We start from the raw sequence: 14,564 nt of genomic DNA, 5'->3' as shown, positions 1-14,564 counted from the left end.
CGTCAACATCGCCTCGCGTCTGGAGGGCGTCGCGGCGCCCGGCGCCATCTGCCTGTCCGAGGATGCCTATCGCCAGGTCAAGGCGAGGCTCGACCTCTCGGTCAGCGATCTCGGCATTACACAGCTCAAGAACATCGCCGAGCCGATCCGGGTCTATTCCCTGCAAGTCGGCAGCGCCGGGACCAAGGCGGCCGCGACAAGGGAAACCGCGCCGAGCCGGCCGGCGGCAGCGCCGCCAAAGCTGTCGATCGCCGTCTTGCCGTTCGCCAACATGAGCGGTGACGCCGAACAAGACTACTTCGCCGACGGCATCTCTGAAGATATCATCACGGCGCTGTCCAAACTGTCGCAGCTCTTCGTCATAGCACGCAATTCGTCGTTCACTTTCAAGGGCCAGAACGTCCATGTGCAGGAGGTGGGCACGAAGCTCGGCGTGCGGCATGTACTTGAGGGCAGCGTACGCAAGTCGGGGAACCGGGTACGCATCACCGCGCAGCTCATCGATGCAACCTCGGGCGGCCATCTTTGGGCGGAGCGGTTCGATCGCGACCTGACCGACATATTCGCCGTGCAGGACGACGTGACGCAGCAGATCGTCGATGCGCTGGCGCTCAATCTGACTGAGGGTGATCGTCAGCGGCTGGCGCCCGAGCACCCGCGCAACACGGAGGCATATGACTGTTTCCTGCGGGGCCGGGAGCTGTGGCACCGGCTGACGAAGGAGACGAACATCGCAGCCCGCAACCTCTTGCAACGTGCCATCGAACTGGACCCGATGTTTGCCTCTGCCCACGCGTTCCTCGCCCTCACGCACGGACTCGATTACCTGAACAGGTGGAGTGCGTCGCCGCCAGAATCGATGGCGCAAGCGGAAGAGGTCGCAACGCGAGCGGTAACGCTGGATGGCAGCGATCCCTGGGCGCACTGGGCGCTGGCTATCGTCAAGCTGTACTCACGACGGCACGATGGGGCCATCAATGAGGCCGAGCGCGCGATAGTCCTCAATCCGAACTTCGCTGAAGGGCACGTCGCCCTCGGCGAGGCGCTGTACTATTCGGGCAGATCCGAGGAAGCCCTCGAGAGTTTCGGCCGGGGGAAGGCTTTGAATCCATACTTTCCGGATGTGCTTCTGCACTTCCAAGCTTTGGCCTCGTTTCAGCTAGGAAGGTACGAAGAGGCCGTTGACCTCTTGATGCAACGGCTGGCTCGCAACGCTGTCACCGACGTCTCGCGCGCGCTTCTGGCCGCCAGCTACGGCCATCTGGGCCGTTTCGCCGAGGCCCGCGCGGCATGGCAGGAGGTGCTTCGCGTCAATCCCGACTATTCGCTGGAATACCGTCGCAAAGTCTTGCCCTACAAGAACCCTGCCGATTTCGAACACGTGGTGGATGGGCTCCGCAAGGCCGGTGTCGTGCAATGACAGGTGTGGCCTATGCGGCCGGATCAGACGCCAGAGGCTCACCGATAGATCGCCGTCGCTTGCGGTTGCGCACTAGAGCAATTCCAGGAAAAGTGCGCACCTATTTTCCGTCAGGAATTGCGTCAAAGAGATAGAGCGGTTCTGCGTTTCCGTGAAACGTGAACCGCTCTAGAAAATCAACCTGAAATTAGGCCTGAAGTGAGGCTCAGGTCGCCTTGATCTCTGCCTGGCCGATCTTGCGCCATCGGGCGTTTTCGCGAACCAGCTTCAGGTCGTCGGTCGTCTCGGCAAATGTCCGCAGACGGTATTGCCGGAGCAGGTCCGGGAAGAGCGCCCCTTCCGGCAGGCCGGCAAGCTGCTCGCGGACCGAGATCTTTTCATCGATGACCCGCATGCCCCAGGCATTTTCCCGAACCTGCAGCTCCGCAGCCAGATCGCGCTCTTCCGGCGCGCTTTCGTCCAGCACAGCCAGCAGGATCGAGTGGAAAAGCGCTACATAGCCAATCTGTCTCAGGCCGCCCACAACCCGCACGCGCGGCAATATGGCAAGGACGAGGAACATCAGGAACAAGTTCGGCAGCAGCACGCCGTCCAGCAGCGCCTGCTTGAGATGCTGCCGCTCGAACGGGATGGAAAGACCATGCGGCCTGTCAGGCTCGATCAGGTGCCCGTTCTCGAGGACGAGCTTTCGCACGCGCTCCTCGCGGATGCCCCAGAAATAGGCCGTGGCATTGGGCAGGAATGTGCCAAATGGGCTCGATGCGGCCTCTTGCAAGGCACGTTCGAGACGCTGGCGCCTTGCGGGCTCAATGAGCAGCCTGGAAAGAAGGCTGCCGTCATATTCAAGATGCCGCGCCATGGCAGCCGCGGCGAGCCGATCGTCGATGAAAACCGGCAGGGCCATGCCGGAACGATCCCAATCGGCGACCAGATCCTCGTTGAGGGCTGTCAGCGCATCGGCGGCGGTTCCAAAAACCTTGTCCTGGCTGGCAAGCAGTGTGCCCAGCCAGCGGCTGGCATCCGTTTCGTTGCCCACCGCTTCGAGCGCGCGCTTGTTGAGGGTGACGGGACCGGCCACGCAGGCGCTTTTGCGGCACAGTTTGTGGCGCCCCATGCCAAACAGGTTGATCTTGTCGTCTCCGACATCGAGCCATCCCGGCCCCTCCCGGCCAATTGTCTCCATGGTCATCGTCGTTCCCATGAAGCCGAAGAAGGCCGACAGCCCGTTTTCGACCGCGCCGAGCCAGGCAAGCAGGAGGGCATCGAAGGTGGTCCGGTCCATCAGAAGCAGGCAGTGCAGGCCGGACTGAATCACCGGTCTGTACTCGAACTCGTCGAGGGCCTTGCCGATCTCTTCAGGCTGCATGATCGCACCAAGGCGCTGATGCAGGACTTCGCGCAGGATCGAGCGGGCAGCGATCGCCGGGGCCGATGCAGGCCTTGCCACCGGCCGCCACAGATGGCGGGCGTAATCGGAAACTGGTGCATTCCAGTTCTGCTCGATGTCACGCGCGACTTCCGGGCAGAGCAGCGACAGCACGGCCAGAATTTCCACCGGAGGCGTAGTGGTTGGGTCAAAGACGGCGGTCATTGGTCCCGTCTAGCCGCTTGCGGTGCAAACGCCAAGGGAGACCAGACTTGCGGCCGGCCCACACATAGCCACACATAGATTGTCAACTCGATCAAGATGGTGTGAGACGAAATTGACCGTATTCAACGGAGTTCTCCATGAGCAATCGCTGTCGCCGACTCGGCACGAATTGTTAAACAGTTAAGGCCAAACAGCGGCTCTCAGAACCGCAGCCGGGCCATGGTCAGGAGGTCGTGGTACTGCCCATCGGTAAAACCGGCCTTCACATGCCGGCCTTCGACCTCGAAGCCGTGGCTTGTGTAGAGACGGACGGCCGGTTCGTTGTCGGCAAAGACGGTCAATTCGACCCGCTTCAGGGCGCGCCAGTTGTCGGCCACGTCAAGCAGCGCGCCAAGTATGGCAGAGCCGATACCCTTGCCGACAAACGCATCGTCAAGGCCGATATTGATCTCGCCGATATGCGAACGGCGCGGCGAACTCTGCACGACCAGGCTGCCATGGCCGACGACCTTGCCGTCCAACTCGGCAACGATCCAAGTGGTTTCCTGGCCGGACTTGGCGATGCGCCGCTCCACCTGCTCCACCATCTCGAAGGGCATCCTTAGCGTGCCCCAGCGGAAGCCCGGCATGTTGAAGATAGCGCAAAGCGCCTCCGCATCGCTTGGCCGGACGGACCGGAGCTGCGGCTGGATTTTCTCGGAGGATGGCGAGGTCGTGCTGGTCATGGCGTTTTCCGGCGATGGCAATCGACCCGGCACGATGCACCGGACGTCACCTGAAAATCCAGCCACCTCTGCAACCTATGATGCCGATTGCGAGCTAAAATACCGGGAGGCGGCGTAGAGTTTGAAGACGCCGCTGACGCCGATCCAGCCGAAAAGGGTGAGCCAGCACAATGTCCCGGTCGCCGTCCAGTCGATCCGGTGCACCGCAGCGTCGGTGATGACGATGCCAAGGATGGCAAGCAGGCCAATCAGGAACTGCGCCAAGCCGAGCACCAGCAGTTCCTCGCGCGGCGCGCTTCTCCAGACGAGATATATGCCGCCCGCACCGGCGAGGAAGATGGCGCTGTAGACCTGAGCGTGGAAGGCATCGATCCGCCATGGCCAGATGCTGCCGAATGTCAGGGGAAACAGCAACAGGCCGACGCCATAGAGCCCAAGGATCGCCGATTCCACCGGCATGTAGCCTCGCCATGCGGGATTCAAGGTCACGCCTTTTGCAGAAGGACGGGCCCTGGCCCGCCACAGGAACAGCCAGGATACCGCGACCGAAGCAAGATAGACCAAAAACCAGAGCCAGGGCGCTTTGCGCTCGAAGTTGAAATAGCCGAGATTGATGAACGAGGCCACCGACACGATGACGGTGAAGATGAAGGCCATGACGAGCACGAGTCTGCCGGGCGACCAGCGATTCCAGACCAGCAGCGCCGCCATCACGACCATTTCGGCGGTGTAGAAGCCGCCGAGGAAGCGGGCATTGAACGGCGTGACGGCCCAAGGCCAGCGCGGCTTGACCAGCACAGGCGCGAAAAACAGGCCGGCGCCTACGATCAGGACGATGATGACCGCCCCAGAGAAAAGGCGCAGGGCCGCGGGAAATAGCGGGTTGTTGGATGTCGGCATGGGAGAAAGCCCCAACGATGAATGCCCCATGGACCATCATAGTGCCGCTTGCGGTCGGTGAAAATCCGCCGAATGGAAGTTGAACTGTCACCAGGCTTGGCCATTCGAATGGCCGTACGGTCCGTTTCGAATTGAGATGGAGCACTCGGACCAAAGACCGGTCCGGCCAAGACGCCTCGGGGGCGCATTTTCCGGAGCCTGCACGATGAACGAATCGCAGGATCTGTTCTCGCTTCTGCGGCAATCGACCGATGTCGATCCACAGGCAATCGACGCGATCAAGTGAACCATCGCGGAGGGCAAGGACCGCGAACTTTGCCGCATCAATGGGCCAGCCTTCGCCAGCAAGCATGGCCTCGACGAGGAACGCGCCATAAGCGCCTTTCTCCATGCAGCGCGGCTGGGCATCTTCGACATTTCCTGGAATGTTCTGTGCCCCGGCTGTGGCCTCGACATCAACGCCACGCTGAAAACCCTGCAGAAGGACGAATACACCTGCGCGCTGTGCTCCGAGGGCTATTTGCCGACCCTCGACGACATGGTCGAGGTGACATTCACCGTCAGTCCCCGCGTGCGCAGGATGGCCGCCCCACAATCCACACGAACTGAATATTTCCGCCAGATCTACTGGGGGTCCGGCGTCGATCTGCCGGAAGAGGATTTCGCGAAAAAGATGGAAGCGTTCTCGCTGGAGGATATCGAGCTTGCCCCCGGTGAAAAGGCGGTTCTGCCCATAGAGCTTCCGTCCGAATTCATCATCGTCTTCGAGCCGGTCACCCATTCAGCGCAGTTCATCGACGGGAAGGGCGAACCAACAAAAGAGCGCCGAAGCCTCTCTTTGGTCTTCGACCGCGACCATGTCCAGAACCAGACGCTGGAGATGCAACCCGGCCCGTTGCGCATTTCGCTGGAAAACAGGACCGACACCCGCGTGCCGCCGACGGTCTTCATCGCCGGCCAGGTATTGCATGATTTCCTGGGCAAACGCCGGCCGTTCCTGACGGCCAAGCGCCTGCTCACCAACCAGACGTTCCGCGACCTCTATCGCACGGATACACTCGACATCGACCAGCGCCTGAAGATCACCAGCCTGACCTTCCTGTTCACCGACCTGCGCGGATCGACCGAGCTTTACGAGCGGGTGGGCGACCTTTCAGCCTTCGATCTCGTGCGCGTCCATTTCCAGGTTCTGCACGAGATCGTCGCGGCGGAGGCAGGCGCGGTGGTGAAGACGATCGGTGATGCAGTGATGGCGACCTTCGCGACGCCTGATCGTGCGATTGCTGCGGCCCTCAGGATGCGCGATGCCATGCGTGCGCTCAACGACAAGAGCGGGCGCGAGGATCTGCTGCTCAAGACCGGAGTCCATGCCGGCCCCTCCATCGCGGTGTCTATGAACGAGCGGCAGGACTATTTCGGCCAGACGGTCAACATTGCTTCGCGGGTCCAGAACCTTGCCAACGCACAGGCGATCTTCGCCACTCGTGCGGTGGTCGACGACAATCTCACCGCCGATCTGTTGCACAGGAACGCGCTGACGCCCGTGCCCCACGAGGTCTCGCTGCGCGGCATTGAGCGGGAGATCGCAGTGTATACGATCCCCTAAAGATTTGGCCGCTGAAGATTTGGGTCGTCTAGCCCCTCACACGCGCCTGCAGACAAAATAACGATCGGCGGGCACCGAAGGCGGTGGCGGGAGGCGTTGCAACAGCGGGTGATCGAGCGGCGTGCCGCTGACCGCTATGCCACCCACGCGAAGCAGGCGCGCAATCAGATCGGGAAGCCAGGTAGAGGTCACTGCATCGCGATCATCATAGCCGGTGCCGATGTCGGCATGAACAAGAGCCGCGTCGATGCCAATGAACCTGCTCGCCGTCTCGCGTATTTCGCCGAGCACGAGGTCTTCAGCTTCGGGAATTGAGCTGGCGTGTGCGCCAAGTTCGCGGTCGAACACCACGATCCGGCGTCCGGGCAGGCGCTCGCGCAGATGGTGGAACGTCCGGCCATTGCCGAGACCGAGCTCGAGCACCAGCCCTTCCATTTTCGCCACCTCGGGGCAAACTTGATCGAGAATGTCGCGCTGTGCGGTCATCCTGCTGATGAAATTCTCGAGGCGAGTCATATGCGTTTGTGTGTCCTGAAACCAGCTCAAGAGATCGGCAATGCCCCCGACCAGAACGGTTCACGGGTGAAACCCGAGGGCGACGTGTTAAACCCCGATCGCGTCTCGCCACATATAGAAGCGAACGATGAACACTGCAATAACCGAACAGGCTGCCGACAAGGATCATACCGGGTGGAGTCGGTGGCCCGGCGGCGGAAAAGCGATCTCACTTGTAGGGGTCTGCGGCGTCCCGCAGCCCGTCGCCGAGGAAGTTGAACGCCAAGATGACGAGAATGACGGGGAGCATCGGCAAAAGCAGCCATGGATAGAACGCGATGACGCTGACGCTGCGCGCCTCGGTGAGCAGGATGCCCCAGCTGGTTATCGGCGCCCTCAGGCCGAGCCCGAGGAAGCTCAGCGCCGTCTCGCCCAGGATCATGCCGGGTATGGAGATCGTCGCCGTCGCGATCAGATGCGACATGAAGCCGGGAATGAGATGCCGCCCGATAATGCGGCTGCTTTTGGCGCCCATCAATTGCGCGGCCAGAACGTAATCCTCCTCGCGCAAGGCTAGAAGCTTTGAACGCACGGCCCGCGCCAGTCCAGTCCAGTCGAGCAGCCCGAGAATGACGGTGATGCCGAAATAGATCAGGATCGGACTCCAGGTTATCGGCATGATCGCAGCAAGAGCCAGCCATAGCGGAATGCTGGGGATCGATTGCAGAACTTCGATTACCCGTTGAACGATCAGGTCGAAGATACCGCCGTGATAGCCGGCCAGTCCGCCGATCACAATGCCGAGCAGGAAGCTGAAACTGATGCCGACGAGGCCGATTGTCAGTGAAATGCGTGCGCCATAGATGATGCGCGAGAGCACATCGCGCCCCAGCCTGTCAGTGCCGGCCAGAAAGAGCTGGCCGTTTTCGGCAGGGCAGACAAAATGCCTGTCACCTTCGATCAGGCCCCAGAACCGGTAACTGTCGCCCTTGCAGAAGAAACGGATCCGCTGAACATCATCCTGTTTCTCGATGTAGTTCCGCTTGAGCGTGTCCATATCCAGCGTCATCTGGCGGCCATAGACGAACGGCCCAACGAACTGGCCGTTGTGGAACAGGTGCACCCGCTGCGGCGGCGAGTAGATGTAGTCCATGTTGCGTGTGTGCAGATCGTAGGGCGCCAGGAACTCGCAGATCAGTATCCCGAAATAAAGCACTGCCAGGAATATGCCGGATATAACGGCAAGCCGGTGCTTTCGGAATTTCCACCACATCAGCCGCAACTGCGACGCCTGAAAGACCTTCGACTGCTCCGGCGTCATCGCCTCGACCGACTGCAGGTCAATGGGCGCGATGGAAACGTAGTGTTGCAGTGGAGCACCTGGAGCGGGCAGCGGCGAAAGCGTGTTCATTTGGTGCTGCCGCCCTGCAAACGAATTCGTGGATCAAGCAGCGCCAGCGCCAGGTCGGAAATCAGGACACCGATGACCGTCAGGAAGGCGAGAAACATCAGGAAGGACCCTGCCAGATACATGTCCTGGCTTTGCAGCGCCTTGATCAGCATCGGCCCGGTCGTTTCCAAAGACAGCACGATCGCCGTGATTTCGGCGCCGGAAATGATAGCCGGCAGGATAGAGCCTATGTCGGAAATGAAGAAATTGAGCGCCATGCGCAGCGGATATTTGACCAGCGCCTTGAACGGATGAAGTCCTTTGGCGCGCGCGGTCACGACATATTGCTTGTGTAGTTCGTCGAGTAGATTGGCGCGCAGCCGCCTGATCATGCTTGCCGTGCCCCCGGTGCCGATGATCAAGACCGGAATCCAGAGATGGGCGAGGATCGACTTCGCCTTGGCCCAGCTCATCGGCTCGCCGAGATATTGCTGGTCCATGAGATGGCCGATGGATGTGCCGAACCAGATGTTGGCGAAATACATCAGGATCAGCGCCAGCATGAAGTTCGGAATGGCAATGCCGAGAAGGCCGAAGAAAGTCAGGCCGTAGTCGCCCCAGCTGTATTGATGCGTGGCGGAGTACATGCCGATCGGAAAGGCGATGAGCCAGGTGAAGATGATCGTGACGAAGGAAACCAGCACGGTCAGCCACATTCGGTCCCCGACGACGTCGCGAACCGGCATCTCATATTCGAAGGAATAGCCGAAATCGCCGCGTAGCATCCCGCCGACCCAGTAGAAGTAGCGAATGACCGGTGGCTGGTCGAAACCATAGTCCTTGCGCATCATCTCGATGCGATCGGAATCCACCGCTTCGCCCAGAGCCCGAAGCTCGGCAACATGGCTGTCGAAATAGTCGCCTGGTGGAAGTTCGATGATCGTGAACACCAGTGCCGATATGACCAGCAGCGTTGGAACCATTACGGCGATGCGCCAGACAAGATATCGAAGCACGCTCAGGACTCTCCAAGCCAGAATGTATCCGGCATGTAGACACCGAAATAGGCGGTCGGGTCATAGCCGTAGAGCGCCTTGTCAGGCAGGTTGCGCAGCCGCGAGGACACCAGGACCGGCTGAAGAGTTCCGTTCACGGTGCCGATCGAAAACACCTGATCGGTGTAGATCGACAGCATCGAATTCCAGATTTCGGCGCGCTCCGTGGCTTCGGTCGATGCGTTCCAGCGCTTGAGCAAAACCATCAACTCGACCACAGGCGGAAGATCGGGCGCCTCACCGACCTTGCCGTGAGACAAGTAGTGAGCACCCCAGAGCGGCCATTGCAGCTGGTCGTCGATGGTGGGGGCCAGCTGGTACGGGTTCATGTCGGCGGTCGGCACGCCATTGTCGATGCCCGACCACATCGACATCATGATCTGGCCGCCAAGCGCGCGGCTGCGGAAGATATCGCGCTGCGAAGTCCGGATGAACAGGGCGATCCCGATCTTGCGCCAGTGATCGGTGATGAGTTCGAGCGCGTCGGTTTCCAGCGTGCTTTCGCCGGCCGTTTCCACTATGATCTGCGCAGGGCGCCCATCGGGAAGTATCCGCAGGCCGTCATCGTCACGCGTCTGAAGCCCGACCTCGTCGAGCAAGGCATTGGCCTGGTCGGGATCATGGGCGACCCAGGCTTTCGCGAATTCCGGCCGGTAGAGCGGGCTCTCCGGCAGGACCGTATCGGCACTTTCCTGCGCCAGTCCGTAGAACACGGCCATATTGATCTCGCGCCTGTCCACAGCGAGCGAAAGTGCGCGGCGCACGCGCACGTCACGCAAAAGGCCACGCCACGTCCGGTCGGCACAATTCAGATTGGGCAGCAGCGCCAGCCGCGAACCCTGTGTGCGTTTCCAGAGATGCATCTTCACCGGGTAGCGCTTCTCCGCGTCCTTCAGGAAGGAGTAATCGCTGAAGTCAATTCCCATGCTTTGCAGGTCGCTCTCCCCCGCACCGGTCTTGGCGGAGATGATCGCCGACGAGCTGACATTCATGACGATCCGGTCAACATAGGGCAGTTGCCGGCCATTCTCGTCTATTCGATGAAAGAAAGGGTTGCGCTCGAAGACGAATTGCTCGGCCGGCGGCTTGGTCCGGTTCTGCCAGGGATCGAGCGTCGGCAGTTCCGGGTTCTCCGGGCGATACTGCCGCGACATGCGGATATGCAGGAGCGTCCATTTCTTGGCCCGGTTCTCCTTCATTAGGCCGGCGAGCCGGAATGGATCCTGGTATTTCTTGTGGAACTGCTTGAGATAGGCGGCCGGCAGAGCAAGCGATAGCGGCGAAGCAGCAGCAAGCTTGGGCAGGAAGTCGGGATTGGGCGCATCCCAACTATAGCGGACCGTCGACGGATCGACGATCTCGAAGCGTGGCGGCTTGCCGTCCGCCAGCAGGGCCGGGGCAAGCCCGCCTTGCGAAAGCTCATCGTTCAGCCAGACATCTTCCCAGCAATAGCGAAAATCCTCCGGCGTCAGCAGGCTACCGTCAGACCATTTATGCCCTTCCCGAATCTTGAAAGTGAAGACGCGATCATCCGCTACGTCGAAACTTTCGAGGATATCGGGTTGCAAGTTAAGCTTTTCGTCATAGCCGACCAGGCGAGCATACCCGTAGATCGTCATCATCCGGATATCTTTCTGGCTGCCGATGATCGTGCGCAGCGTGCCGCCATACTGGCCGGGCTGCCGGCCCATCGCGGCGAGGTTCAGCGCGCGCGGGCTCTTGGGCAGGCGTTCGGCGAGTGCCGGCAACGCCTTGGCCTTCAGCTGTGGCTGAAGAAATTCCGGCTCCAGATCGCCGGCGCGCGACGTGCCCGGCAGAAATGCCGAAGCCATGAGTCCAAGGACGGTGCGCCGGCTGATCAATGGCGTAACTCGCTGACATCGGCCGAACGTCGGGCGAGCACGAGGTGGCCGCCGCCAAGATCGAGCGGCGACAGCATATCCTCGTCGCCCTCGTCGCGGAATTGCGGTCCCCATGCGCTGGTGTCGGAAGCGCCGCTGAGCTTCAGCGTCTTGAAATCCATCGGCCTGTCGAGATCGGGGAAAGGTACTGCGGCAACCAGCGAGCGGGTGTAGGGGTGGACCGGTTTCCTAAGCAGGATTTCGCGCGGCGCAAGCTCGACGATACGCCCGCCGCACATCACCGCGATGCGGTCTGCCATGTAGTCCACCACCGCCAGATTGTGGGATATGAACAGGTAGGTCAGGCCCAGTTCCTTCTGCAGGTCCTTCAAAAGGTTCAGGATCTGCGCCTGGACAGAGACATCGAGTGCCGAAACCGGCTCGTCGCAGATCAGGAGTTCAGGCCCCAGCGCCAACGCGCGCGCGATGCCGATACGCTGACGCTGCCCGCCGGAGAAACTGTGCGGATAACGCTTGATGAAGCGCGGATCGAGCCCGATTGCCTGCATCAGGCTCTTTACCGTGGCGAGTCGGGACGCGGCATGGCCACGTTGATGGATTTCCAGCGGCTCGCTCAAGATGTTCTCCACCGTCATGCGAGGTGAAAGCGACGAAACCGGATCCTGGAAGACCATCTGGATTTTCGCGCGCAGCATGCGCAGGGCGTCTCCCTCGGCTTCCAAGACGTCGATCGGTCCATCGCGTCCGTTGAAGATCACAGAGCCGCCGCTAGGGGTGACAGCCCGCATGAGGATCTTGCTGACGGTGGTTTTGCCGGAGCCGCTTTCGCCGACCAGACCCAGGCACTCACCCCGCCTGATATCGAAGCTCACGCTGTCCACGGCGCGAACAGAGGTTTGATGACCCGCTCCGAACCATCCGGACTTGCGGGTGGTGAAGGTCTTTTTCAGATCCCTGACCGACAGCAGGACGTCGTCCGGCCCCTTCGACGCCGGCGCCGTCTGCTTGCCGAGCAGGTTCCCGACATTCACCGGCACCTCGCGGAGCGCTTTTAGCCTTTCGCCAGGCTTCAGATCGAAATGCGGAACGGCTGCCATCAGGCCCTTCAGGTAAGGGTGACCTGGCCGGCGGAATATCGCCTCGACAGGTCCCGCTTCCATGATCTCGCCATGGTAGATGACCACCACCTCGTCGGCGACATTGGCGACCACGCCGAGGTCGTGCGTGATCAGTAGCATCGCCATGTTCAGCTTGGTCTGAAGCCCGCGCAGCAATTGCAGGATTTGCGCCTGGATGGTGACGTCCAACGCCGTCGTCGGCTCGTCGGCGATCAACAAGGCGGGCCGGCAGATAAGCGCCATCGCGATCATGGCGCGTTGACGCATTCCTCCCGAAAGTTCAAAGGGATACATGTCATAGGCGCGCTTGGGATTGGGAAACCCGACAAGGCCGAGCATTTCCTCGGTCCGCGCCTTGCGCTCCGCTCGAGCCATGGGCGTATGAATCTGCAGGGATTCGCTGACCTGGTTGCCGATCGTGTGCAGCGGCGACAGCGATGTCATCGGCTCCTGAAAGATCTTGCCGATGCGGCTGCCTCTCAACGCCCGGATATCGGGTCCGTCACGCGGCATCTGCAGGATATCCTGCGTCGTGCCGGGCTTTTCAGGATCGGAAAACAGGATACGGCCGCGAACTTGGGCTGTGTTCGGCAAAATGCCCATCACTGCCTGGCTGATAACCGATTTTCCGGAACCCGACTCGCCCACAAGCGCGGTAACCTTGCCGGGGAGGACGCGAAGATTTGCACGCCTGACGGCATGCAACGGTCCCCCGATAATGGCAAAAGAGATGCCAACATCCTCGATCCGCAGCAGATCAACGCCCGAATTCATTCTCATACCAGCCCCACTCTGGCAGGTCCAAAAGGCGAGACTAGCGCATTGCCAGCCTAGAGCAACTTGGATTCGAAACAATCGCCAGTTCCCTGGCGGAACGGCGACCGGACTGCATACCAAAGGCGTTCGGATCAGATCGGGGCGGTTACTGGAGCTTCCTCGGGGCGCCCGCCGACAGCCGCGCTGCATCGCGATGAAGCAGCATGACCTGCTCGGCGTCGGATATTCGGTCGTAAATCGGCTCCAGCGTGCCGTCCTCATCGAGTGCGAGAGCACCCGACAGATCGGGTGAAAGCACCGTCAGCTTCTGTTTGATACCCGCCAGTCCCTCCTTGCCGAGCGTCAGCCAGCTGTTGGCGCCGCAATAGCCGGCGAAGTCTTTACTGGCGAGGATGCTGTGCGGATATTTCTTGGTCAGGGTCTGGAGGCGCTGGACCTCATTTACAGCCGAGCCGAAGACAGAGAATGTTAGCCGGTCGGTAAGTCCGACATTGCCGAACATCACATTGCCGACATGCAGGCCGATGCCAAATTTTATGTCGCCCAATCCCTGCTCCTTTCTGCGCAGATTGAGATCCATCATGCGCGCGGTGGCCTTGTGCGTTGCCGCAAGAGCAGCCTGGCAGGCGATCTCGGACTGCGCACGGTGCCTTTCGCAAGGGAAGACGGCAATAAAACCATCACCTATGAAACTCATGATCTGTCCGCCTTTGCGATTGAAAGGTGCAGCAATGGCATCGAAAAACTGGTTCAGCGTATCGATGTAGATTTCGCGGCCGGAAGTTTCGGCAAGCCTTGTCGACCCGCGCATATCGGCCATGACCAGTGCGGCCCGGATTGTATCGCCCTCGCCGCGCTTGATCTGGCCGTCCAGCACGCGCCTGCCGGCGTCGCCGCCGAGATAAGTGGTCATCATGTTGTCGGCCAGCTTGGTGAGCACCGCCATCTTGGTTGCGATAGCGAGATGGTTCTGGATGCGCAGCAGCGCTGAAATCATGCTGTCGCTGAAGCCTGAAGCGCTGTCGGTGGACCAGGACCCGATCATGCCCTGACTGGTATTGCCGTTGAAGGGATGGACGAAAGCCATGTAATCGGTCACGCCCATAAGCCTGAGTTCATCGAAAACAGGAAATTCCGACGGCACCGACGGGTCGAGCCGGCGCCTCAGATGGTCGAGCTTGTTGCTGAGCAGATGGTAGTATGGGCTGGTCAGGAATCTGTCAGAATGAACGCCGTCCTTTTTGCGGAAGCCTTCCACTTCCATGCCCTGGCCGCGAAGCCAGGTGAAGCCAAGCGCGTCATAAAGCGGATGAAGCATCGAAAAGCTCAAATGCACCCGCTTCAACGGCAGGCCGGCAGCAGCCAGCCGTTCACAAAAGCCCTTTACCAATGTTTCCAGGTCGTCGCCCGCCAGCGCCGATTGGGTCAGCCAATCGGCAACCTTATCCATGAGAATGGTGGAAATTTCTGCTTGCGCTGTGCTCATGCTATCTCGAGACCCGTCGAAGACGAGCCATTCTCCTTTCTAACGACACAAAGATAAGACCCTCGAAGTCAATGGTGTCCTTTGGCGGCAAAAGCCGGCGACGGGGCATTATGTGGCGAGGCTGCCGGCGGAGTGCAAT

General features: G+C 60.6%; 10 protein-coding genes and 1 pseudogene. 2 read left to right on the top strand and 9 right to left on the bottom strand.

Features of this window, described 5'->3' with window-relative positions; translation table 11 throughout:
- On the top strand, positions 1-1,420 hold a 1,420-nt coding region (locus ACWTU7_RS17420), incomplete at its 5' end, for a tetratricopeptide repeat protein (RefSeq protein ID WP_455846528.1).
- A 205-nt stretch (positions 1,421-1,625) separates the two neighbouring features.
- Here the strand turns inward: ACWTU7_RS17420 and ACWTU7_RS17415 are convergent.
- From ACWTU7_RS17415 to ACWTU7_RS17405, 3 genes are all read right to left on the bottom strand, one after another.
- Entirely contained in the window at positions 1,626-3,011 is a 1,386-nt protein-coding gene (locus ACWTU7_RS17415) for a hypothetical protein (RefSeq protein WP_455839179.1), read from the bottom strand.
- A gap of 200 nt (positions 3,012-3,211) precedes the next feature.
- Positions 3,212-3,736 carry a GNAT family N-acetyltransferase gene (locus ACWTU7_RS17410; RefSeq protein ID WP_455839180.1) on the bottom strand — a complete coding sequence of 175 codons (525 nt, stop codon included), beginning with the start codon at positions 3,734-3,736 and terminating at the stop codon, positions 3,212-3,214.
- A gap of 75 nt (positions 3,737-3,811) precedes the next feature.
- Positions 3,812-4,636: a hypothetical protein gene (locus ACWTU7_RS17405; RefSeq protein ID WP_455839181.1), complete on the bottom strand. Its 825-nt coding sequence runs from the start codon at positions 4,634-4,636 to the stop codon at positions 3,812-3,814.
- A 205-nt stretch (positions 4,637-4,841) separates the two neighbouring features.
- Between ACWTU7_RS17405 and ACWTU7_RS17400 the strand changes: the two are divergent.
- A pseudogene (locus ACWTU7_RS17400) lies at positions 4,842-6,242 on the top strand (DUF5939 domain-containing protein).
- Between the two features lie 36 nt (positions 6,243-6,278).
- On the opposite strand, the gene ACWTU7_RS17395 reads toward ACWTU7_RS17400, so the two are convergent.
- From ACWTU7_RS17395 to ACWTU7_RS17370, 6 genes are all read right to left on the bottom strand, one after another.
- Positions 6,279-6,758: a class I SAM-dependent methyltransferase gene (locus ACWTU7_RS17395; RefSeq protein ID WP_095520012.1), complete on the bottom strand. Its 480-nt coding sequence runs from the start codon at positions 6,756-6,758 to the stop codon at positions 6,279-6,281.
- Positions 6,759-6,966: 208 nt separating this feature from the next.
- A complete protein-coding gene (locus ACWTU7_RS17390) occupies positions 6,967-8,148 on the bottom strand; it encodes an ABC transporter permease (protein WP_455839182.1) in 1,182 nt (393 codons plus the stop codon).
- Entirely contained in the window at positions 8,145-9,143 is a 999-nt protein-coding gene (locus tag ACWTU7_RS17385) for an ABC transporter permease (protein ID WP_065006533.1), read from the bottom strand. The genes ACWTU7_RS17390 and ACWTU7_RS17385 overlap by 4 nt, the downstream gene beginning before the upstream one ends.
- Before the next feature lie 2 nt (positions 9,144-9,145).
- Positions 9,146-11,014, bottom strand: coding sequence for an ABC transporter substrate-binding protein (locus ACWTU7_RS17380; protein WP_455839183.1), 1,869 nt, complete (start codon positions 11,012-11,014; stop codon positions 9,146-9,148).
- Positions 11,015-11,040: 26 nt separating this feature from the next.
- Positions 11,041-12,936 (bottom strand): ABC transporter ATP-binding protein, encoded by a 1,896-nt coding sequence (locus tag ACWTU7_RS17375; RefSeq protein ID WP_455839311.1) that lies wholly within the window; start codon positions 12,934-12,936, stop codon positions 11,041-11,043.
- Between the two features lie 148 nt (positions 12,937-13,084).
- The gene (locus tag ACWTU7_RS17370; protein WP_029349558.1) at positions 13,085-14,425 is read right to left on the bottom strand and encodes an adenylate/guanylate cyclase domain-containing protein; all 1,341 of its coding nucleotides are present in this window, start codon (positions 14,423-14,425) and stop codon (positions 13,085-13,087) included.
- Positions 14,426-14,564: the final 139 nt, after the last annotated feature.

The sequence above is a fragment of the Mesorhizobium sp. BHscii genome (genome assembly GCF_053848065.1).
This window is presented reverse-complemented; position numbering and strand designations above follow the sequence as displayed.

Bases quoted from the DNA above. Each gene is read 5' to 3' on its own strand.
- ACWTU7_RS17370 (WP_029349558.1), bottom strand. From the start codon at position 14,425: ATGAGCACAGCGCAAGCAGAAATTTCCACCATTCTCATGGATAAGGTT.
- ACWTU7_RS17375 (WP_455839311.1), bottom strand. From the start codon at position 12,936: ATGAATTCGGGCGTTGATCTGCTGCGGATCGAGGATGTTGGCATCTCT.
- ACWTU7_RS17390 (WP_455839182.1), bottom strand. From the start codon at position 8,148: ATGAACACGCTTTCGCCGCTGCCCGCTCCAGGTGCTCCACTGCAACAC.
- ACWTU7_RS17380 (WP_455839183.1), bottom strand. From the start codon at position 11,014: ATGGCTTCGGCATTTCTGCCGGGCACGTCGCGCGCCGGCGATCTGGAG.
- ACWTU7_RS17415 (WP_455839179.1), bottom strand. From the start codon at position 3,011: ATGACCGCCGTCTTTGACCCAACCACTACGCCTCCGGTGGAAATTCTG.
- ACWTU7_RS17395 (WP_095520012.1), bottom strand. From the start codon at position 6,758: ATGACTCGCCTCGAGAATTTCATCAGCAGGATGACCGCACAGCGCGAC.
- ACWTU7_RS17405 (WP_455839181.1), bottom strand. From the start codon at position 4,636: ATGCCGACATCCAACAACCCGCTATTTCCCGCGGCCCTGCGCCTTTTC.
- ACWTU7_RS17410 (WP_455839180.1), bottom strand. From the start codon at position 3,736: ATGACCAGCACGACCTCGCCATCCTCCGAGAAAATCCAGCCGCAGCTC.